Here is a 21383-nt window from a genome sequence, read left to right as displayed (position 1 = left end):
GCGGTCCTCGCCCTCAGGGCTCGGGCGCAGCCGACCGATCGTCTGGAGCCTCTTCAGCATCGGTGGCATCCTCAGCATCGGTGGCCTCGGCCGAGAGGCCCTCGGAGGTCAGAGCGACCTCGGCGGAGGCGGCGGTGATCGGCGCGTCTGCCTCACCGGCGGGCGCCGGTGGTGCTTCGGGGGCGTCTGACGAGGGCGTCGTCGTCTCCGCTGCGGCCGACGTCTGAGCGACCTCGGCGGAGGCGGCGGTGACGAGGGTCTCTTCCTCGCCGGCGGGCGCTTCGGGAGCGTTCGACGAGGGCGTCGTCGTCTCCGCTGTAGCCGACGTCACAGCGACCTCCGGGGCCGCGGCGGTGATCGGGGTGTCCGTCTCGCCGGAGGGCGCGGGTGGTGCTTCGGGGGCGTCTGACGACGGCGTCGTCGTCTCCGCTGCGGCCGAGGTCACAGCGACCTCGGGGGATGCCGCGCTCACCGGAGCGTCGCCCGCCGCGGGAGGGGACGGGGTCTCCGCCGTCGGGGTGGCCGCCTGGGGGTCGGCCGGCGGGGGAGGGGGCACAGGGCGGCTGTCGCTACCGCCGCTGCCGGGCCCGCCCCGGCCGGGACCCCGGCGCGGGGGACGGCGAGCCTTGCCCGAGGCGGGCTCCACGCCCATGGCCTGGGCGACCAGCGGCACGCGCGAACCGGCCGCGGCGACGGCCGCCTTCAGCTCGTCGGACGGCTCGGCCGGGATCGACTGGGGGACGACCCGGGCGTGGACGGGTGACAGGGAGAGGGCGTCGAGCACGGTGGCCCAGCGGTCGGTGGGCGTCTCGGCGGTGAGCGACGCGTTGGCACCGTCGGTCAACCGGGTGGCCAGGTCGGTCGGCAACGGCGACCCCGCCTTGGGGGGGCGGGAGCTGACCCGCAGGGCGCGGACCACCCGTCCGTCGCCGAGGAGCTGGGCCAGCTCGGCCAGCCAGGCGGCCTGATCGGCCTCGATCCGGCGGTCGAGCCCGGCGCGCAGCTGGGTGGCCAGCGCACGGGTCTCGGCGTCCTTGGCGCCGCTGTCGGCCGCGACGACGACGGTGCGCAGGTCGCGCAGGTCGAGCTCGTCGATGTCGGCGAGGGCCGCGTCGGCCCGATCGCGCCACTCAGCGGTGCGGAGGCGGGGGAGCAGGCGCTCGGCCAGCGCTTCGAGCTGGGCCGGGTCGACCTCGGGCCGACCCTCGGCGCGGGCCTGGGCGTTCTGCTTCTCGACGGCCTGGCGGACAGCGGGGATGCCGCCCTTGAGGACCTCATCGGCGATGGGTCGCTCGTGGACCTCGAGGGAGTCGAGGACGGCCCGGCGGTGGGTGCGCTGGGGTCGCAACCGCTTGGGTTTGGGACGGTCATCGGTCGGCGGGCGGCGCCGAGCCCGGTCCCCGCCGCCAGGACGGCCGCGCGACGACTCGTCGCGCCGGGCGTCGTCGTGAGACCCGCGCGCCTCGCCGGGTCGGCTGCGGGTCTCGCCGCCGGGGCGCCCGTCTCGGCTTCCCCGTCCCGGACCTCCGGGCCCTCCGGGCCCGCTGCCCCCCCGGCCCCCGCCCGGCCCTCCCGCCCCGCCGGGTCCGCCCCGTCCGCCGCCGCGTCGACCGCCACCGTCGCGATCGCCGCCACCGTCGCGGGCACGGCCGCCGCGGCGGCCCGCCAGCTTGCTGGTGACCAGCTCGTCGTCGGTGAGCTCGCGGGCGTTCAGCTCGATGCGGGCGGGTTCGACCCGCTCGACCTTCCTCGCAGGCAACACGGCGGTGATCTCGGTGCCGTCGAGACCGATCTCGACCTCGACCCGAAGCGTGTCGCCCACCGAGGACGATCCGGGCAACACCGTCGCCGGGACCACCCCCTTCGGTTCGCGCGCGCCCGCGGCCCGCCACGTCCAGGACCCGTCGTCGCGGGCACTCGTCAGCTCGATGTCGATCCGGCGGGCCATAGGCCGGCCACCGTACTCGGCCCCTGTGTCGCCACCCCTAGTTCATCGGTGAGAGGTCGGACCCGGTCAGCCGGACGCCGCCCATAATCGTAGTTCTGTAAAGTTACCGTAGGACCGAGGAAGAGGGGTCGGGGGCCGGGCGCGGCTCGACCCACAGGGCCGCCAAAGGTCGGGCGTTGTCGAGCAACCAGCTGAGGGCCCGTGCCACCTCGACCGGGTCCTCCCCGGCCTCGGCCAGGTCCGCGTCGACGTCCTCGATGGCGGCCTGCAGGCAGTACACCGCACCCTGGAGCTCCTCGAGCGTGGATCGGGAGACGATCACATCCGCGTCACCCAGCCCGTGGGCCGCCGCCAGCTTGCGAGCCAGGTGGGCCTGCTGGCGACAGCCCTGACGGCAGTACTGCCGAGGCCGGCCGGGTCCCTGGCGGAGCGGCATCGGTCGCCCGCACCACCGGCAACGGGCACCGGCCGCCTCCTCGCCCTCTCGGGTCCCTCGTGCGCCGGTCCCCCGGTAGCCGGCCAGTTTCGTCACATGACAAAACCTACAGCGAACGCACCCGCGGGCCGCGGATCATGCGCTCGACCGGCGTGAGCTCACGACCGGCGCCCGGCGCCCGGGGCCCCGACCAAGGCGGCCTCGGCGGCCGGGACCTTCGCCCCGTCGGTCTCCGCATCGGTGTCTGAGCCGGCGTCGGGCTCGGGGCCGACCTCCGGTCGGGTCGCGGGATCGACCGCCGGCTCGGTCTCGACCCCGGGTGGCGGCGCGACGACGAGCGGTCTCGCCCGCTGCGGAACCGTGCTGGTGGCGGCGACGGCGCGGGCGACGCCGTGACGGTCACGTGCCTCGCTCCGGGTCGGGAGCGGTGACTCGGCCCGGGTCGGCGTCGGCTCGCGGCGGCCTTCGACGGCGGGGGCCGGGTGCCACGGTCGGGGGCACCGGGGCGGCCGTGGCAGCCGTCCCCATCGGTCGACCCGGCCCCACCGACCCGACGGGAGCGGCGGGCTCGCACGCAGGTGCCGCCGCGACCACCGAGGGGGCCGGATCGGCGATCGACCGTCGCGATCCAGCACTGGGCGCGCACTTTCCCGCGCCCATCTTGACGATTGCCGTTGGATGGGCCGAGAGGCGCTATGATTCCCTTCCGCGGGCCGGTGACGGTCACCTTTCGCAGGAGCCGACGCCAGCGGAGTCCGGGGCCAGGAGGTCAGGATCCACCGGCCGGACGGGTCGGTGGGCCCGTGGAGCGAGGCCATCGGCCTCCATCCTGCGGTGACGGTGAGCGAGCTGGGCACCAGCTACGTCGAGGCCCGCACCCTCGACCTCAACGGCAACCTGAGCGCCAGCAAGATCCTCCCTGTCAACGTCGAGCACACCGCGCCCGGCGCGCCCGGTCGGCCCGACGTCTCGGCCCGTGACGCCGGGCTCGCCTCGACCTGGGCCCCGCCCGGCGACGACGGCGGCAGCGCCGTCACCGGCTACGACGTCGAGGTCGCAACGCCCGGCTCCGCCCCCTCGGTGACCCGGGTCGGCCCGTCCGGCGCGGCCGACGTCGCGGCCCGCAACGGCCGCGTCCACGAGCTGCGGGTGCGCGCCGTCAACACGGTCGCCCCCGGGGCGTGGAGCGAGAGCGCCGGCCCGGCCCTGCCGCCCTTCAGCGGACCCGCCGCCTACGTGGCGCGGATCTACCAGGACCTCCTGGGGCGAGAACCCACGTCAGGTGAGCTGACCGACGGGGTCGCCCAGATCACCACCGGTGGGATGCGGCCCGCTGACCTGGCCTCCTTGCTGATGTCGAGCCCGCCCTGGAGCGGCACCCTCAGCCCGGTCATCCGCCTCTACCGGGCCTCCTTCCTACGCCTGCCCGATGCGTCCGGGCTCGCCTACTGGGAGGACCGGGCGCGGACGGGCACCACCCACCGTTACATGTCGGACCACTTCACCCAATCGGAGGAGTTCAAGGGTCGCTACGGCACCGTGTCCAACCGTGAGTTCGTGCGTCAGGTGTACCAGAACATCTTCGAGCGGAACCCCGAGGCGCCGGGCTGGGACTTCTGGACCGACGAGCTCGACAGCGGCCGCTGGAGCCGTGGCCGCGTGATGGCGTACTACTCCGAGTCCAAGGAGTACCGGGACAGGACGACCAACGTGGTGCTGCCCGTCGTCGGCTACTGGGGCGCCCTCGACCGGGTGCCGACCCGGGTCGAGCAGGACCTCGCGGTGACCGCCCTCGACGAGGGCGGGTCGCTCGGCGACCTGGTCGACGGCATCTACGACCGTCCCGAGTGGGCCGCTCACGTCACCTGACGGCCCGTAGACTGCCTGTTACATCCAGCCTCGGGAGTCCCCTCATGTCCCAGCTCGTGCCCGCCAACCCGTTCGTCGAGCGCACCCCCGACGAGGAACGGACGCATCGCAAGCGCCGCCTCGCCGCCGCGTTCCGCATCTTCGGGCGCTTCGGCTTCGACGAGGGCGTCGCCGGTCACATCACCGCCCGTGACCCCGAGCGCACCGATCACTTCTGGGTGAACCCCTTCGGCATGAGCTTCAAGCAGATCAAGGCCTCCGACCTGCTGCTCGTGAGCCACGACGGCGACGTGGTGGAGGGCTCCTGGCCGGTCAACCGGGCCGCCTTCGCCATCCACTCCCAGATCCACGCGGCACGTCCGGACGTGGTGGCCGCCGCCCACTCGCACTCCAAGTTCGGCCGGGCCTTCTCCACCCTGGGCCGCACCCTCGAGCCCCTCACCCAGGACTCGTGCATCTTCCACGACGACCACGTCCTCTTCGACGACTACACCGGCGTGGTCGACGACCCGGCCGAGGGCAAGCGCATCGCCCACAGCCTCGGTGGGGCGAAGGCGGCCATCCTCGTGAACCACGGCCTGCTCACCGTCGGGAAGTCGGTCGACGAGGCGCTCTTCTGGTTCGTGACCATGGAGCGAACCTGTGAGGTCGAGCTCCTGGCCCGCGCCGCGGGCGAGCCCCGGATCATCACCCCCGAGGTGGCCCGCGCCACCCACGATCAGGTTGGCAGTGACCTGGCCGGGTGGTTCAGCGCCCAGCCCCTCTTCGACTGGATCGAGGTAGCTGAGCCCGACCTGGTCGACTGACCCGACTCGACATCGGGGTTACCACGGGGCCGACCCCCACGAGCGGCCCGGACGCGACCCGTAGGCGGGGCGGGTCCGCGGCCGGGGGCTGGTAGCGTCGTCGGTGCCGTCGACCCCACACGGGAGAGGCCCACCGTCGGGCCGCCGAAGGAGCAACTCCTCCCCGGAATCTCTCAGGCCCCCGGACCGTGTGGGTGAGGCGACGCTGGAAAGCGACCGGGGCGACCCGGTCCACCGACGGTGCAAGCCGGTCCCCCGGGCCCGGTGAACCTCTCAGGTGCCGATGACAGCGTGGGGAGGACGATCCGAGGTGCGCCCCTTGGCGCCCCCGACCCGACCGTCCGCCCGGAGGGCCCATGTCCGATCGCACCCACCTCGCCACCGCCGGCTCCGGCGTGCCCTTCTCGGCGCGCCACATCGGCCCGACGGATGACGACCAGGACGCCATGTTGGCGACCCTCGGCTACGGCTCGCTGGAGGAGCTGGTCGACGACGCCGTCCCTGGGGGCATCCGAGAGGCGGCGTCGCTCGATCTGCCGGCACCGGTCGGTGAGCCCGAGGCCCTGGCCGAGCTGAGGGTGCTCGCCGGGCGCAACCGGGTGCTGACCTCGATGATCGGCCTCGGGTACCACGACACCGTCACCCCGCCGGTGATCCGGCGCGGAATCCTGGAGAACCCGGCCTGGTACACCGCCTACACGCCGTACCAGCCCGAGATCTCCCAGGGCCGGCTGGAGGCGCTGTTGAACTTCCAGACCGTCATCGCCGATCTGACCGGCCTCGCCCTCGCCAACGCCTCGCTGCTCGACGAGGCCACCGCCGCGGCCGAGGCCATGACCCTGGCCCGCCGGGCCTCGAAGGCCGCCGCGGAGGCCGCCTTCGTCGTCGACTCCGGCTGCCACCCCCAGACCCTCGCCGTGGTCCGCACCCGAGCCGCGCCGCTCGGGCTCCGCGTCGTCGAGGCCGACCTGGCCGCCGGGCTGCCCGATGGCGACACCTTCGGCGTCCTGGTCCAGTACCCCACCACCACGGGCCTGGTGCGCGACGACGCCGCCCTCGTTGCCCGGGCCCACGACCGCGGTGCGGTCGTCGCCGTGGCCGCCGACCCGCTCGCCCTGTGCCTGCTGCGGCCCCCGGGGGAGATCGGCGCCGACGTGGTGGTGGGCTCGGCCCAGCGCTTCGGCGTCCCCATGGGCTTCGGCGGCCCCCACGCCGGCTACATGGCCGTCCGCGAGGGCCTCCAGCGCTCGCTGCCGGGCCGCCTCGTCGGCGTCTCAGTCGACGTCGACGGCGCCCCCGCCCTGCGCCTGGCGCTGCAGACCCGCGAGCAGCACATCCGCCGCGAGAGGGCCACCAGCAACATCTGCACCGCGCAGGTGCTCCTCGCCGTGATCGCCTCGTCCTACGCCGTGTACCACGGGCCCGACGGCCTGGCGGCCATCGCCGAACGGGTGCACCGCGTGGCGCGCACCCTCGACGCCGGTCTGCGCGCCGCGGGCGTCGAGGTCGTCCACGACGCCTTCTTCGACACCGTGTGCGCCCGCGTCCCCGGTCGGGCCGATGAGGTGCTCACCGCTGCGGTCGAACGGGGGGTCAACCTGCGCCGGGTCGACGACGACTGCGTCGCCGCATCGGTCGATGAGACCACCACCCTCGCCCACCTCGACGCCGTGCTGGGTGCCTTCGGTGCCGAGGTCCGGGCCGAGCAGCTGAGCGGTGAGCTGGGTGACACCCCGCCCGCCGTGGCCCCGGAGCTGGTGCGCACCTCGGCGTTCTGCTCTCACCCGGTCTTCTCGTCGCATCGGTCGGAGACCTCGCTGATGCGCTACCTGCGGCGCCTCTCGGACCGCGACATCGCCCTCGACCGGGCCATGATCCCGCTCGGCTCGTGCACCATGAAGCTCAACGCGGCGGCGGAGATGGAGCCCATCACCTGGCCCGGCTTCGCTGCGATGCACCCCTTCGCCCCGCTCAACCAGGCCCAGGGCTACCTGGCCCTGATCGACGACCTCGAGCGCTGGCTGGTCGAGGTGACCGGCTACGACGCGATCTCGCTGCAGCCCAACGCCGGCAGCCAGGGCGAGCTGGCCGGCCTGCTGGCCATCCGCGGCTACCACCGGGCCCGGGGCGACGAGGGCCGCGACGTGTGCCTGATCCCCTCGTCCGCCCACGGCACCAACGCGGCGAGCGCGGTCATGGCCGGCATGCGCGTGGTCGTCGTGGCCTGCGACGACGACGGCAACGTCGACCTGGCCGACCTTCGGGCCAGGATCACCGCCGCCGCCGGCGCCGTCGCCGCGCTGATGGTCACCTACCCCTCGACCCACGGCGTGTTCGAGGAGGCCATCGGCGAGATCTGTGCCGCGGTCCACGACGCCGGCGGGCAGGTGTACCTCGACGGCGCCAACCTCAACGCCATGGTCGGCCTGGCCCGCCCCGGACGCTTCGGCGCCGATGTCAGCCACCTCAACCTCCACAAGACCTTCTGCATCCCCCACGGCGGCGGGGGGCCCGGGGTCGGTCCCGTCGGCGTCGGCTCCCACCTCGCCCCCTACCTGCCGACCCACCCGCTGGTGCCCGAGTGCGGCCCGGTGGGCACCGGTGCCGGACCGGTGGCCGCCGCGCCGTGGGGATCGGCGGGCATCCTGCCGATACCGTGGGCCTACGTGCGGATGATGGGCGGTGAGGGCCTGCGGCGCGCCACCCAGGTCGCCATCCTCAACGCCAACTACACCGCCGCGCGCCTGGCCGACCACTACCCGGTGCTCTACGCCGGGCGCAACGGCCTGGTGGCCCACGAGTGCATCCTCGACATCCGGCCCCTCACCAGGGCGACCGGCATCACCGTCGACGACATCGCCAAGCGGCTCATCGACCACGGCTTCCACGCTCCCACCATGAGCTTCCCGGTCGCCGGCACGTTGATGGTCGAGCCCACCGAGAGCGAGGACCGGCGCGAGCTCGACCGCTTCTGCGACGCCCTCATCGCCATCCGGGCCGAGGTCGACGACCAGCCCGGACTGCTGCAGGGCGCGCCGTGGACCGCGGAGTCGGTGCTCGCCGACGGGTGGCAGCACCCCTTCACCCGGGCCGAGGCGGCCTTCCCCGGCTCGGTCTCCCGGGCCGACAAGTACTGGCCGCCGGTGCGGCGCATCGACGGCGGCCACGGCGACCGCAACCTGGTCTGCTCCTGCCCCCCGGTCGAGGACCTCGCCTGATCGGGCGGAACGGTCGCGCCGCCGCCGGCAGCTCAGCCTCCGCCCTGCGGCTGCTGGGACCGGATGAACGCCTCGAGGGCCTCGGCCATGGGCCGGAACACGGGGGTGACCTCGGTCGCGCACCCGTCATCCACCTCGGCGCTGGGATCGGTGAGGAACTCGATCAGGATCATCTGACCGCACTCGGGTTCGGGGGTGGTCGACAGCGGGTCGTGGCCGGCGGCACCCACCTCGACCAGGGTGGCCTCCGAGAGGTCCTCCTCGACGGCCTCGCCGTACGACGTCGGTGTGATGGGGTCGAAGGCGCCGGTGACGATCAGCGTGGGCACGTCGGTGGACACCGGCTCGAACGCCGCGTCGGGGGCGGCCTCGACGTCCCACACCGCGCACTGCTCCACGATCTTGGCCAAAGACACGGCCTGGGTGGCGGCGTAGGACGACACGTCGGCCGCGTCGTCCTCCACCTCGTCGATGTCGACGAGGGAGATCCCCTCGGCGCAGACGTTGGACAGGAACATGCCCGTGCTGGTCCCGCCCGGGTTGATCGTCAACGCGGCGGCCTGGAACAGCGGCGCGAAGTCCCCCGCCCCCGCGGCGGTGATCGCTTGGGGCAAGCCTCCGAGCAAGGGACCGATGTACATCGTGTTGAACAAGGCGTAGCTGACGAAGGCCGTCGTGGCCCGCACGGTGACCGTCTCACCCGAGGCGGGATCCTCGATCGCGACCTCGGGCGCCTGCTCTGAGCGCTGCAGGGCTTCCTCGACGCTCCCGTTCAGGTCAGGGTTGTCCCTGGCGCACTCGACCTCGGCCTCGCACGCCGCGATCAGGGCTGACAGGGCGTCATCGCCGTTCTGCGGCACGTCCTCGAAGTAGCTGACATCGGTCGGCACCGGGCTGTTGAGGACGAGCGACCGCAGCGAGTCGGAGTGGTCGCGGGCGTACTCCAGAGCGAGCCGGGAGCCGTACGACGTCCCCATCAGGTTGATCTGCTCGTAGTCGAGCGCCTGGCGGACCAGGTCGATGTCGGCCGCGTTGGCCGGGGTGCCGTAGGCCGACAGGTCGGTCCCCTCGGCCAGTGCGGTGTGACACTCCTCGGTCGCCGCCAGCACGACCTCGTCCTCGGCGCCCGGGTCGACGGTCACCTCATCGAGCTCCGGGCAGTCCAGGGCCGGATCGCTCTCCCCGATCCCTCGCTGATCCATGATGACGACCTCCCTCTCGAGGAGGGCGGGGGCGATGGATGCGAGCAGCTGGACCTGGGCCACCGCCTTCTGGCCCGGTCCGCCGGCCAGGAAGAACAACGGGTCCGACGCCGCGCCGCTCTCCTCGGTTGCTCCCGCCTCGGTCGTCGTCGTCGAGGAGCCAGACCCGCCCTCGGGCGCCGGCTGCACCGGGTAGACGGCCACCGCGATGTCGATCATGTCGCCGCTGGGGTCGTCGTGGTCGACGGGGACGGCCACTGTCCCGCAACGGATCTCACCTTGGAGCTCAGTGGGAGCCTCGAAGGGACACTCCCCCGCGGTGAGCTCGGGCGTCGGGAGCATCGACGTCGTCGCCGGCGGTCGTCGAACCCGAACCGGCCGTCGTGGTGGGGTCATCGGCGCCGTCGTCGTCGTCGCCGCCGTCATCGGAGCTGCACGCTCCCACGAGCAGGGTGAGCACGGCGATCAGAACCGCGCCGGTGCGCTTGGTCAACATCTCGGTCTCCTCCGCGCCCGGTCACCCCCGGCGCCTCGCATGGGCCCCGGATCTCCGGAACGGCCTCAACCTAGCCCTACGTCGTTCTAGGGAAACTGGGAAGCCCAGCGCCGGCTCCGAACCCCCTCGGGTGTGGGCGGAGGCGGCCCCGCGCCGACGGTCGCGGATCAACCCCGGGTGACGAAGGGGGTGGGGACGACCAGCGCGGGTACCGCCGTGCCCCGCACATCGATGGCGAGGCTGTCACCCTCGGCCGCGTCGGGGGGCAGGAAGGCCAGGGCGATGCCGTGGCCGAGCGTCGGTGAGAAGTTGCCGCTGGTGACCTCACCCACCACCTCACCGTCACGGAGGACGGCCTGACCCTCCCGTGGAGGTCGACGGCCCTCGATGCTGAGCCCACGGAGGCAGCGGGCCACACCCCGCTCCTTCTCCACGGCGAGCGCCTCACGTCCGATGAAGTCGCCCTTGTCCCAACGCACCACCCAGCCGAGTCCGGCCTGCAGTGGTGTGATGCCCGGACCCAGCTCGTGGCCGTGCAGCGGCAGGCCGGCTTCGAGGCGCAGGGTGTCACGGGCGCCCAACCCGGCGGGGATGAACCCGGAGCCGAGCACTGCGTCCCACAGGGCGGGCGCAGCCTCGGTCGGCACCGCCACCTCGACGCCGTCCTCGCCGGTGTAGCCGGTGCCGGCGACCACGCAGTCCACCCCGGACCAGGCGAAGCGGGCCACGCCGAAGCGCGGCACCGCGGCCGCCTCGGGGGCCACGGCGGCCAGGCGCGTGCGGGCCTCGGGGCCCTGGAGGGCCAGGATCGCCCGGGTGGCGGTGACGTCGACCGCCTCGGCGCCCAGGGCGCCGGTCACCCGGTCGGTGTTCGACGCGTTGGGCATCACGTCGAAGCGCTCGTCGTCGACCCACCAGACGATGATGTCGTCGAGCACGGATCCGTCGGAGGGGTGCAGCAGGTGGGTGTACTGGGCCCGTCCCGGCCCGATGCGGCCGAGGTCGTTGGTGAAGGCCCGCTGGAGCGCCTCGAGCGCATCAGGGCTCTCGACCCGCACGGTGCCGAGGTGGCTGACGTCGAACACGACGGCCCCCGTGCGACAGGTCTGGTGCTCGGCCAGGGTGCCGCCGGGGTAGCTGACCGGCATGTCCCACCCGCCGAAGGGCACCAGGCGCGCCCCGAGGGATCGGTGGGCGGCGTCGAGCGGGGAGGCGCGGGGGGTCACGGGCGGCGATGGTACCGGCCGCGAGACGACCCCCGGTCAGCGGGCCGGGCTCACCCTCCAGTGGCGATCCGTGGCCCGGTGGGGTGCACCGGTGCCGGTGCCGCCGGTTGCGAGAGGTCGAGCACGGCCGTGGGCCGCAGCTCGAGCACGGCAGCGTCGAGCTGGCCCTTGAGCCCGTCGAGGGTGACTAGGTTCAGGTTGAGCACGCCCTGGCCGTGCAGGCCGTTGACGACCTCGATCATCTCGGCGTCGTCGCGCACCAGCACCGCAGAGGTGCCGGCGATGACGAGGCGGGCGGCCGAGATGTCCTCACCCAGGTTGGTGCGCAGGTACTCGAAGGCGTCGCGCACCGACTCGAGCTTGATGCCTGAGTCGAGCATGGTCTTGATGAGCTTGAGCTCGAGCAGGTCGCGGTAGGAGTAGCTGCGGCGCGACCCGCTGCCCCTGGCATCCGCGAGGGTGGGGCGCACCAGGTCGGTGCGGGCCCAGTAGTCGAGCTGGCGGTAGGTGATGCCGACGATCTCCGCCGTGGCCTTGCCGCTGAAGCCCTCCATCGCACACGCCTTCCCTGCTGTCGGAGTATCACAGGGGCGTAGTTACGTGCCTGTGGGTTGCCCAACCTACGGGGCGGGGACCGATCGGTCAACGGGCACGCCCGGAGGATTGCGAGACCTCCCCCCCACCGCCTCGATCTCAGGAACCGAAGTCGTCGGGGGTGACGTTGTCGATGAACTCTCGGAACTGCTCGACCACCTCCTCGGCCTGCTCTTCGGGCTCGGCGTCGGCGTCGGCTTCGTCCTCCGCCTCGAAGCCAGCCTCGTCGAGCACCGACTCGGCCGCGTAGATGGGGATACCGACCCGGACGGCCAGGGCGATGGCGTCGGAGGGCCGGCTCGACACGCGGTGCACGCCGTCGGAGGCGTGCAGCTCGATCTCGGCGTAGAAGGTCCGGTCGCGCAGCTCGGTGACGACGATCGACTCCATGCTGACCCCGAGCTCATCGAGGAGGTTCCGGATGAGGTCGTGGGTCATGGGCCGGGGCGTCACGACCTCCTCGAGGGCGAACGCGATGGCGGTCGCCTCCGGTCCCCCGATGAAGATCGGTAGCACGCGCCTGGCACCCGAGCGCTCGCGGAGCAGGGCGATCGGGGTGTTCGACGGGAGCTCGACCCGTACGCCGACCAGATCCATCTCGACCATCGGAGCCACCCTACCGCCGGCCGCGGTCGTCGGCGGGGCGGACCCGTCGGCCGGGCTGTGCTACGCGAGGTGCGGGGCGAGGGCGGCGCGGAGGAGCGCAGCCCGGAGGCCCTGGCCGAGGCTGGCCAGCTCGGCCACGGTGGCCTGGGCCTCGTCGCGGGTGTCGCGGCTGCGCTGCTTCACCAGAGGCAGGACGAGCTGTTCGAGGAGGGCCGCCTCGCGCTCGGCCGCAGTCTTGAACATCCGCAGGTGTCGGGCCTCGACGCCGTGGGTCAGGAAACCGGCCGACTTCTGGGCGATGACGAGGTCCTCGCCGTCGTAGTAGGTGTCGGCCCCGACGGTGTGGCCGGCGACGAGGCCGTAGTCCACCAGGGAGACCAGCTGGGAGGGCTCGAGCCCGCTCGCCGCCAGCAGCTCGTCAGTGGTCAGGCTCACGGTGGTCGGGCTCTGGGCGAGGGGATCGGGCCCGTCGCCGACCTCGGATGACCGACCGGACCGGCCCCGGTCGGCCTTGGCCCGGGCCGCATCGGCCATCCAGATCGGCAGCGACGCGGTGTGCGGCACCGGGTCCTCGGGCGGGACCGGGTCGGGGGCAGAGGGGGCCTCGGCCGCCGACGCGAGCGCCTCCTGGGTGCTGGCGCCGGGCGCCCCACCGGCACCGGCACCGGACGCCCTCGTCGCCGGGAGGGGGCTGTCGGTCTCGACCTCCGCGCCCGCGTCGCCCTGCGGGTCGGCACCGCCCTCCTCGCGGCGCGGCACGGCGGCGGCGGCGCCGTTCCCGGAGCGGTCCGGCGCCGCCCGCTCGGCGTCGACGCCCTCGTCGAGACGGTCCTTGATCACCTTGAGGGGCAGGAACTTGTCGCGCTGCTCAGTGAGGATCCAGCGCAGGCGGCGGACGTCGCCCTCGTAGAACTTGCGGTACCCAGAGGGGGTGCGCTCGGGGTCGAGGAGCCCCTGGCTCTCGAGGAAGCGGATCTTGGAGATGGTGACGTCGGGGAACTCGTCCTGGAGCAGGCTCAGGACCTCACCGATCGACAGGTGGGCCCGCTCAGCCACGCGAGGCGCTCACGGCTCGGCGGTCTCGGGGCCGGCGACGAACACGAGCTTGAACTTGCCCACCTGAACGGTGTCGCCGTCGTTCAGGTCGCCCTGCTCGATGCGCTCGCGGTTGAGGTAGGTGCCGTTGAGCGACCCCACGTCGCGCACGACCAGGCGACCCTCCTCGCGCCGGACCTCGGCATGGCGCCGGGAGACGGTGATGTCGTCGAGGAAGATGTCGCTCTCGGGGTGACGTCCGGCGGTGATGAGGTCCTTGTCGACCGCAAAGGTCGACCCCGCGTTGGGCCCGGCCCGCACGACGAGCAGGCCCAGGGCGGGCAGGTCATCGAGGTCGATGCTGATCTCGTCGGCCGTTCCCGCGGGTGACTCCAGCGACAGCTGGATGGTGGCGCTGTCCTCGTCGTCGTGCGCGATGGGCGCGCCGCACGACGAGCAGAAGTTGGCCTCCGGTGTGTTCCGGTTCCCACAGCGATCGCACTCCACATCAGCCACTCGACTACTCCTCGATCAGGCTCCGGTAGCCGGCGTCGTCCAACAGGCCGTCCAGCTGGCCCGGGTCGCTCACCTGGATGACGCAGATCCACCCCTCGCCGTAGGGGTCCTCGTTGAGGCGCTCGGGCGCATCGCCGAGCTCGGCGTTGACCTCGACCACCTGGCCACTGACCGGTGCGTAGATCTCCGAGACCGACTTGGTCGACTCGACCTCGCTCACCGTGGCGCCCAGGTCGATGCTGCTGCCGGACTCCGGGACCTGGACGAACACGACATCGCCCAGCGCGTCCTGCGCGTAGTCGGTGATGCCGATGCGCACGAGCGGACCATCGACGACCCGCACCCACTCGTGGTCCTTCGTGTACCGGAGGTCCTCGGGGACGTTCATGGCCGCAACCTACCCCACAACAAGCCTCGACCTCTGCGGGAGGTTTGCCCTGCGGCGCCGGCGACGCCTCACCGGACCAGCTGGCGCAACCGGCGACCGTACTCCTGAGCTCGCGACCGGGCGGCGGCCTCGGTGGCGGCCTCGGCCCAGATGTGGGTCAGGGGCTCGGCCGGGTCGGGCAGGGCGAGGGCCCAACCGTCGTCGTAGAGCACCTTGACGCCATCGACGAGCACCAGGCGGTCGGGTTCGGCCCGCTCGACGAGCGAGCGCATGACCATGCCCTTCTGATCCCACGGGGTCACCACCGTCTCGCGGGCGATGTGGGGGCGGGGGAGGTCGTCGACGACGCTCGAGAGGCGGACGTCGTGGCGGGCGAGCAGCTCGAGCAGCTTCAGCAGGGCGGCGGCGGCGTCGAACGCGGGCAGGAAACCGGGGACGATGAACCCACCGTCGGTGCTGGCGGCGAAGCCCACGCCGGGCTCGTCCGCCGCGGCCATCAGGGCGGAGTAGGAGGTCTTGGCCTGCCGGACCGTCACGCCCGTGCCCTCGACCATGCGCTCGATGTGGATGCTGGCGGTGACGGGCACGACGATCGTGTCGCCGTCGACGTGCTCGGCGACCAGCCGCACCAGGGCCAGCAGCGCCTGGGTGTCGGTGAGCACCCGACCTTCGTCGTCGACGAGGGTCAGGCGCTCCCCGTCGGGGTCGAGGACGGCACCCAGGTGGGCCCCGGCGGCAGTGACGAGCGACGCGGTCCGCTCGGCGCTGCGCTGGCCGGCGAAGGCCATGGCGCCCTGGGTCGAGGCGTAGGGATTCACCGCCAACACGTCGGCGCCGAGCTGGGCGAGCACCGTCGGCATGGTGAAGGACGTCGAGCCGAAGCCGTAGTCGGTGACGATCTTGAAGCCGCCGTCGCGCACGACGTCGAGGTCGACGGTGGCTCCCAGCGCGGTCGTGTAGTGCTCGAGGACCCGGGGTGGGAAGTCGATGTCGCCGATCTCCTCGGCCGGCACCCGCCGAAAGTCCTCCCGGGTGAACTGCCGCTCGATCTTGCGCTGGGAGGCCTCGGATATGTCGAGGCCCGAGCCGTCGACGAAGCGGAAGACGACCGAGTCGGGATCGTCCGCGTCGAGGCGCACGGTGATGCCGCCGGAGGCGACCGGTTGGCGGACCGCGAAGCGCGTCACCGGCACCGATGCCACCTCGAGGTCGAACACGTTGACCCCGGCTGCGTTCAGGCCCGCCATCAGGGCCCGCTTCAACATGCGCGCCGCCCGGCTCGAGTCCCGCGAGGTGACGACGGTGGTGCCCTTGGGCAGCGTGGTGGCCCACGCCATGGCGATCCGCGTCGCCAGCTCGGGGGTCATGTCGACGTTGGCCAGCCCCGACACACCCGAGCCGCTGAAGAGGCTCCGGGCCCCGCGCGTCTCGAGGATGATCGAGGAGTTGACGGTGGCCCGGGCCTCGATGGTCTTGAACGGGTACACCTTGACCCCGGCGCCCACGACGGCCTCGTCGCCCACGAAGCACTCGTCGCCGAGCACCGAGCCCTCGTCGAGGCGGGCCCCCCGGCGCACCTCGCTGGAGCGGCCGACCACCGAGCCCCGGAGGCGGGCGCTCTCGCCCACGTAGACGTTCTCGTGGATGACGGAGCGCTCGACGATGGCGTCGCCGCGGACGCGCGAGTTGCGGCCGAGCACGGCGTAGGGGCCGATGCGGGCTCCGGCGCCGACCCGGCAGCCGGGCCCGATGACCGCGGTGCCGACGATCGTGGCCTCGGGATGGACCTCGGCCCCCTCATCCAGCCAGACGCCGTCGCGCAGGGCGAAGCCGGGTACGTCGAGCTTCACCGTGCCGTCGAGCACGTCGCGGTGGGCTCGCACGTAGGCCTCGAGCGTGCCCACGTCCTCCCAGTACCCCTCGGCGACGGCGCCGACCATCGTGCGCCCCTCGGCGAGGAGCTGGGGGAACACCTCGCCGGAGAAGTCGACGGGGCGGTCGGGCGCGATGTGGTCGAAGATCTCGGGCTCGAGGACGAAGATGCCGGTGTTGATCGTGTCGCTGAAGACCTGGCCCCAGGTCGGCTTCTCGAGGAACCGTTCGATGGTGCCATCGTCGCGGGTGATCACGATGCCGAACTCGAGGGGGTCATCGACGGCGATCAATCCGATGGTGGCCAGGGCGCCCTTGGCCTCGTGGGCGGCGACGACGGCCCCGAGGTCGATGTCGGTGAGCACGTCGCCGGAGATCACCAGGAAGCGCTCGTCGAGCACGTCCTTGGCGTTGCGCACCGAGCCCGCCGTGCCGAGGGGCTGCTCCTCGGTGGCGTAGGTGATCTCGACGTCGAAGTCGGATCCGTCGCCGAAGTAGTTGCGGATCTGGTTGGCCAGGAAGGCCACCGTCACCACGATCTCATCGTAGCCGTGGCTCCGCAGGAGCCCGACGATGTGCTCCATCATCGGCCGGTTGGCGATCGGCAGCATCGGCTTGGGCGTGTGGGAGGTGAGGGGCCGGAGACGAGATCCCTCGCCGCCGGCCATGATGACGGCCTTCACGGAGCCGAACCTATCGGGCCGTCGCGGTGCCCTGGTCCGGCGGGCCGGTGATCCTCTCGGCCCGTCCTTCTCGCACGGCGCGTAGCCCGAGCGGCACGTAGAGCGCGAGGGCGATGTAGGCCAGGACCAGCCCGGGGACCGTCGTCGCCCAGGCGATCCACAGGGCTTGGTCGCGCCAGAACAGCTCACCGTTCGAGGCCAGGAACATCGGGAAGGCCCACATCAAGAAGAAGGTGCCCGCCTTGCCGCACCAGGTGACGTCGATGCGCCGAGCGCCCGCCGCGGCGAGGCCGAGCGTGGCCAGGGTGACGACGACCTCGCGTCCGAGCACCAACCCCGCCACCCACAGCGGGATGCTCCCGTCGATGATGATGGCCACGCCGCCGACGAAGAACAGCAGGCGGTCGGCGACCGGGTCGAAGACCTTGCCGACGGTGGAGACCTGGTCCCAGCGCCGGGCGATGAAGCCGTCGACCCAGTCGGTGGCGCCGAGGGCGCCGAGCAGGCTCGCCGCCCACACCCGGTCCTCCTGACCGAAGAGCAACCACAGGAACACCGGCAGGCACGAGAGCCGCACGAGGGTGATGAGGTTCGGCAGGGTGAGGACGCGGTCCTCGGCCTCGCTCGGCGCGTCGGGCTCGGACTCGGTCGTGACGGACGGCACCCCGCCAGCCTACGGGGACCGGCCGTCCGCCGGAGCGGCCGGGCGTTCCCCCCCGACGACTGCCGTCCCCTCCGACCGTCGCTGCCGTTCTCCTACTGTTCGGGCCATGAGCACGCTCTTCAGCCGCATCATCGCCGGTGAGATCCCGGGCCGCTTCGTCTGGCGGGACGACCGCTGCGCGGCGTTCCTCACCATCGCCCCCCTGGCGCCCGGCCACGTGCTCGTGGTGCCGGTCACCGAGATCGACCACTGGATCGACCTGCCGCCCGATCTCCTCGGCCACGTGATGGACGTGGCCCGCACCATCGCCCGCGTGCAGCAGGAGGCCTTCGGGCCCACCAAGGTCGCGGTGCTGGTCGTCGGCGAGGAGGTGCCCCACGCCCACGTGCACCTGGTGCCCTTCACCCGGCTCGACCAGCTCGACTTCGCCAACGCGGAGGTGGACCCCTCACCCGAGGACCTCGACGCCGCGGCCGAGCGCATCCGTGAGGGACTCCGGGCCGCCGGCGCGTCGGGCGTCGCCGGATGAGGGCCCCGGGCGGTGCGTCTACTCGGCGGGCCCGACCAACAAGATGATGCCGGCACCTCGGTACTCGACGTCATAGGAGCGCGCCTCCAGGCCCGCCACCGCCTCGTCCTCGTCGCGCCTCTCCCAGAGGGCCACGCCGTCGTCGCCGGCGGCGGTGGTGTCGAGCAGCACCGCCCGGGTCTGAGGCCTCCACTCCCTTCTCGGCGGTCCGGCGGTGATCTCATGGACGCTCCTGCGCTCGGCCACGAGCGACGCCAGCTGGGGCGACACGGTGACCCCGCCACCCGCGTCGATCTCGTCGAGTCGCTCGACGGCCTCCATGCGGGCCCCGTCGGCGGCATCCTGGCTGCCCCAGCTCCAGGGCTCGTTGAACGGTGAGGCCGGCGCGACCTGCACGAAGGTGGCGGCGCTGGCGAGCACCATGGCGCCCACGACGCGGTGATCGACCCGGATGCGACTCACGCTGGGTTGACCGATGCGGGCCAGGGCGACGATGGCCGCCAACACCATGGGCACCAACGCCAGCAGGAGCACGGTGGGGAGCCGATCGGCGCCCGGTGTCGGACCCTGGGCCTGGCGCACCGCCTCCTCCCCCACCAGCCCGAGCCAGAGCGGAGGGAGGGCGGGCAGGGCAAAGCGGGGCACGACCAGGGGGAGGAAGAGCAACGGCCCGACCAGCACGACCAGGGCGCCGACGTTGGGCTGGAGGATCAGGTCGGTGACGAGGCGGAGCGGGTCGCGGAGCACTGCCAGGGGTGCCTGGCCGCGGGCCAAGACGGCCTCGGTGGCGGTCAGCGGCCCTCGGGGCACGACGGGGCTCACGATGAGGAGGAAGGCTGCGGTCCAGACCGCTCCGACGAGCGCGGTCAGCCCCCCGGAGCGGCGATCACCCGAGCTGATGGCCAGGATGCCCGAGGCCACGAGCACCAGGCCGACGTCCGCGCGCGAGAGCAGGGCGACGGCGACGCACGCGCCGTAGGCGACCCACCGACGCCGCTGGCCGAACCAGGCCGCCCAGGCAATGGCCGGGACCGCCGGCACCACGGCGCTCCAACCCGAGAGGTTGGCGGTGTAGAGCACCGGGGCGGCGCCGTAGGCGAGCATGAGCCCCATCGTCACGCCGAGGCGCAGGCGGGCCACCTGGCGAGCCATGCGCCAAAGCGGCACCACCGCCAGGCCGAGGGAGGCGGCCTGGGCCACGGCCAGCACCCCGCCGATGGGCAGCCACCGCCCGATCCAGAGGAGGGGCAGGGAGGCGAACGCCCACTGGTCGGTGACCATGTTCCCTCCGGCCAGGGACGAGACGCTTCCCCGGCCGCGGTCGAGGTTCCAGGCCGCCTGGGTCCACGCCGCCAGGTTCGGGCCCCCGTCGAGCTGGCGCTGGACGGCCAGGCCGATGGCCAGCAGGATCAGCGAGAGCAGCCCCGCCGTCAGCCAGGGCAGGGTGCGGTCGACCCATGGGGTGTCGAGGCGGGCCCGCCAGCGCAGAGCGGAGGCATCGAGGCGGCGGCGCAGGCCGAGCCGTCGCTGTCCCCCCGTCACCCGGCGAACCCGGGGAGCGCACGATCCCCGATCGCTGCGGTGGGATCGACCCGCTCGATGAGGCCGGGGCCCTCGTTGCGCACGTTGCCCACGTCAGAGCCGATCGGGCGCAGCACCGTGATCGCGTCCGGCGCGGGGACGAGCAGGCGCTCCAGGGCCTCGATGTCGTCGTGGCCAGGATCGAGCCACTCGTCCCACGCCGAGGCCGGGAGCACGACCGGCATCCGGTCGTGGATCGCGGCCATCGGTCTGTTGGCGGTGGTGGTGATGATCGTCGTCGAGCGCAGCGCCTCGGAGCCGTCGCGCACCGGGCCCCGCCAGCGCTCCCACAACCCGGCGAAGGCGAAGGGCTCATCGTCGGGCCGGTGGACGAAGTAGGGCTGCTTGAGGCGCCCGCCCGGCACCTCGGCCCACTCGTAGAAGCCGTCGGCCGGCACCAGGCAACGTCGCGACCCGAACGCGGCCTTGAACGCCCCCTTGATCGCCAGGGTCTCAGCGCGGGCGTTGATCATGCGGCTGCCCACCTTCGGGTCATCGGCCCAGCCCGGCACCAGCCCCCAGTGGAAGGCATCGACGCGCCGTGGTCCACCGTCGGCGTGGACCACGAGGACGTCGTCGGTGGGGGCCACGTTGTAGCGGGACCCCGGGTCGTCGGGCACGTCCCCGCCGGCGCCGAAGTAGGCCGCCATGTCTGCCGGTGAGCTCGTTGAGACGAAGCGGCCGCACACGGGCGGGACGCTACCCGGGTCCGCGCGGGCCACGGTCGTCGCCATCGACACGTCCGGGCGTGCCGTCGTGTTCGCCGGCACCACGGTCGTCATCTCGCTTCTCGGCATGATGGTGATGAACATCAGCTTCGTCACCGGCCTGGCCGTCGGGGGGGGCCAGCGTGGTGGCCCGAGGGCACCGACCCGGCCGAGCTGGCGACCATCACCACCGTCCTCGAGGACGACCGGATCATCAAGCTCTTCGGCACCGGGTTGGCCACCGCCGTGCTGCTCGACGCCACGGTGGTCCGCATGCTCCTGGTGCCGGCCACCATGGAGCTCCTCGGCGACCGCAACTGGTGGCTGCCGCGCTGGCTCGATCGGATCCTGCCCAAGGTCGACGTGGAAGGCCACGTCGCGGAGCCGTCGAGCGGACCCGAGGACCCCGATCCGAGCGAGGACCCTCCGCCCCGCGAGCTCGAGCCGGCCTGACCGCTCGTCCGGCCCGCGTTCTCGCCCGCGGGCGTCGGGCGAATCGTGGGCCGGCCGACGTCGAGGGTTGCGGACGGACCGGCGGGGTGGGTCAGTCCGTCCGCAGGACGACGTTGTCGACCACGCCGTTCAGCTGGTCGGTCGACGTGACCGACTCGCCGCTGGCGGACAGCTTGCCCCCGATCGACAGCGGCACGGTCGGGCGGGACGGCGCCATGTCGCCGGTCGGGCCCGTCGCGGAACGGGTGACCACAGTGGGCGTGCCGTCGTCGGCCCAGGTCGTGACCGCGATCGACACCGTCGAGCCGTCGCGGACACACCGGACGCGGTACCACCGACCGGGCTGCACGCTCATCGAGGCGGTCACGAACACCGCGCCGACGGAGCCCTTCACCCGGCAGCTGGGCCGACGAGCGTCGAGCTGGAGCTTGTACTGGCTGAGATCGTCGAAGAGGCCCCGCTGCACCAGGTTGTCCCCGTTGTCGGTGCTGCCCACCGCTCCGCTCTCGGAGGTCGCGTCAAGCACCACGTCGGCGCCGAACTCGAAGCGACCG

At 72.8% G+C, this 21383-nt stretch carries 20 protein-coding genes and 1 riboswitch; of the genes, 5 read left to right on the top strand and 15 right to left on the bottom strand.

From position 1 onward, the window contains the following. Positions 1-13: 13 nt before the first annotated feature. A complete protein-coding gene (locus VNL12_RS07980; protein ID WP_325593317.1) occupies positions 14-1948 on the bottom strand; it encodes a hypothetical protein in 1935 nt (644 codons plus the stop codon). Between the two features lie 103 nt (positions 1949-2051). Then, positions 2052-2480 carry a hypothetical protein gene (locus VNL12_RS07975; protein ID WP_325593315.1) on the bottom strand — a complete coding sequence of 143 codons (429 nt, stop codon included), beginning with the start codon at positions 2478-2480 and terminating at the stop codon, positions 2052-2054. Between the two features lie 699 nt (positions 2481-3179). On the opposite strand from VNL12_RS07975, the gene VNL12_RS07970 reads away from it, so the two are divergent. The 3 genes from VNL12_RS07970 (at position 3180) to gcvP (ending at position 8277) form a co-directional block, all read left to right on the top strand. Next, positions 3180-4253: a DUF4214 domain-containing protein gene (locus VNL12_RS07970; protein WP_325593313.1), complete on the top strand. Its 1074-nt coding sequence runs from the start codon at positions 3180-3182 to the stop codon at positions 4251-4253. Positions 4254-4297: 44 nt separating this feature from the next. Next, entirely contained in the window at positions 4298-5059 is a 762-nt protein-coding gene (locus VNL12_RS07965) for a class II aldolase/adducin family protein (protein WP_325593311.1), read from the top strand. 110 nt (positions 5060-5169) lie between these two features. Beyond that, positions 5170-5258, top strand: a riboswitch (glycine riboswitch). Positions 5259-5415: 157 nt separating this feature from the next. Continuing rightward, positions 5416-8277, top strand: coding sequence for an aminomethyl-transferring glycine dehydrogenase (gene gcvP / locus VNL12_RS07960; RefSeq protein ID WP_325593308.1), 2862 nt, complete (start codon positions 5416-5418; stop codon positions 8275-8277). A gap of 32 nt (positions 8278-8309) precedes the next feature. On the opposite strand, the gene VNL12_RS07955 is transcribed toward gcvP, so the two are convergent. The 10 genes from VNL12_RS07955 to VNL12_RS07910 all read right to left on the bottom strand — a co-directional run bounded on the left by VNL12_RS07955 (position 8310) and on the right by VNL12_RS07910 (position 17559). Then, complete coding sequence (locus tag VNL12_RS07955) at positions 8310-9737, bottom strand: alpha/beta fold hydrolase (protein WP_325593305.1); 1428 nt, start codon at positions 9735-9737, stop codon at positions 8310-8312. A gap of 28 nt (positions 9738-9765) precedes the next feature. Beyond that, positions 9766-9975, bottom strand: coding sequence for a hypothetical protein (locus VNL12_RS07950; protein ID WP_325593303.1), 210 nt, complete (start codon positions 9973-9975; stop codon positions 9766-9768). A 167-nt stretch (positions 9976-10142) separates the two neighbouring features. Continuing rightward, entirely contained in the window at positions 10143-11201 is a 1059-nt protein-coding gene (gene gcvT, locus VNL12_RS07945) for a glycine cleavage system aminomethyltransferase GcvT (protein WP_325593301.1), read from the bottom strand. Between the two features lie 50 nt (positions 11202-11251). Further along, positions 11252-11755, bottom strand: a complete 504-nt coding sequence (locus tag VNL12_RS07940; RefSeq protein WP_325593299.1) for a MerR family transcriptional regulator — start codon at positions 11753-11755, stop codon at positions 11252-11254. Positions 11756-11894: 139 nt separating this feature from the next. Next, a complete protein-coding gene (locus VNL12_RS07935) occupies positions 11895-12401 on the bottom strand; it encodes a bifunctional nuclease family protein (protein WP_325593297.1) in 507 nt (168 codons plus the stop codon). Positions 12402-12461: 60 nt separating this feature from the next. Continuing rightward, positions 12462-13457, bottom strand: coding sequence for a MerR family transcriptional regulator (locus tag VNL12_RS21215; protein ID WP_325593295.1), 996 nt, complete (start codon positions 13455-13457; stop codon positions 12462-12464). Positions 13458-13466: 9 nt separating this feature from the next. Continuing rightward, a complete protein-coding gene (locus tag VNL12_RS07925; protein WP_325593293.1) occupies positions 13467-13952 on the bottom strand; it encodes an FHA domain-containing protein in 486 nt (161 codons plus the stop codon). 4 nt (positions 13953-13956) lie between these two features. Beyond that, complete coding sequence (gene gcvH / locus VNL12_RS07920; RefSeq protein WP_325593290.1) at positions 13957-14340, bottom strand: glycine cleavage system protein GcvH; 384 nt, start codon at positions 14338-14340, stop codon at positions 13957-13959. Between the two features lie 68 nt (positions 14341-14408). Then, on the bottom strand, positions 14409-16895 hold the full coding sequence (locus VNL12_RS07915) for a sugar phosphate nucleotidyltransferase (RefSeq protein ID WP_325593288.1): 2487 nt from the start codon (positions 16893-16895) through the stop codon (positions 14409-14411). Between the two features lie 10 nt (positions 16896-16905). Then, entirely contained in the window at positions 16906-17559 is a 654-nt protein-coding gene (locus tag VNL12_RS07910) for a CDP-alcohol phosphatidyltransferase family protein (protein ID WP_325593286.1), read from the bottom strand. 106 nt (positions 17560-17665) lie between these two features. Between VNL12_RS07910 and VNL12_RS07905 the strand changes: the two genes are divergently transcribed. Next, positions 17666-18088: an HIT family protein gene (locus VNL12_RS07905; RefSeq protein WP_325593284.1), complete on the top strand. Its 423-nt coding sequence runs from the start codon at positions 17666-17668 to the stop codon at positions 18086-18088. Positions 18089-18106: 18 nt separating this feature from the next. Here VNL12_RS07905 and VNL12_RS07900 read toward each other — a convergent pair whose 3' ends face one another. Beyond that, a complete protein-coding gene (locus VNL12_RS07900; protein WP_325593282.1) occupies positions 18107-19630 on the bottom strand; it encodes a DUF2079 domain-containing protein in 1524 nt (507 codons plus the stop codon). Then, positions 19627-20493, bottom strand: coding sequence for an SOS response-associated peptidase (locus tag VNL12_RS07895; RefSeq protein ID WP_325593280.1), 867 nt, complete (start codon positions 20491-20493; stop codon positions 19627-19629). Before VNL12_RS07895 ends, VNL12_RS07900 begins: the two co-directional genes overlap by 4 nt. Before the next feature lie 117 nt (positions 20494-20610). Between VNL12_RS07895 and VNL12_RS07890 the strand changes: the two genes are divergently transcribed. Further along, entirely contained in the window at positions 20611-20829 is a 219-nt protein-coding gene (locus VNL12_RS07890; RefSeq protein WP_325593278.1) for a hypothetical protein, read from the top strand. 91 nt (positions 20830-20920) lie between these two features. On the opposite strand, the gene VNL12_RS07885 is transcribed toward VNL12_RS07890, so the two are convergent. Beyond that, positions 20921-21383: LamG domain-containing protein (locus tag VNL12_RS07885; protein WP_325593276.1), on the bottom strand; the 463-nt coding region annotated here is incomplete at its 5' end.

This window comes from Iamia sp. (genome assembly GCF_035575815.1).
GTDB lineage: Bacteria > Actinomycetota > Acidimicrobiia > Acidimicrobiales > Iamiaceae > Iamia.
Note: the sequence above shows the minus strand (reverse complement) of the source record. Positions and strands in the feature narration are given on the sequence as shown.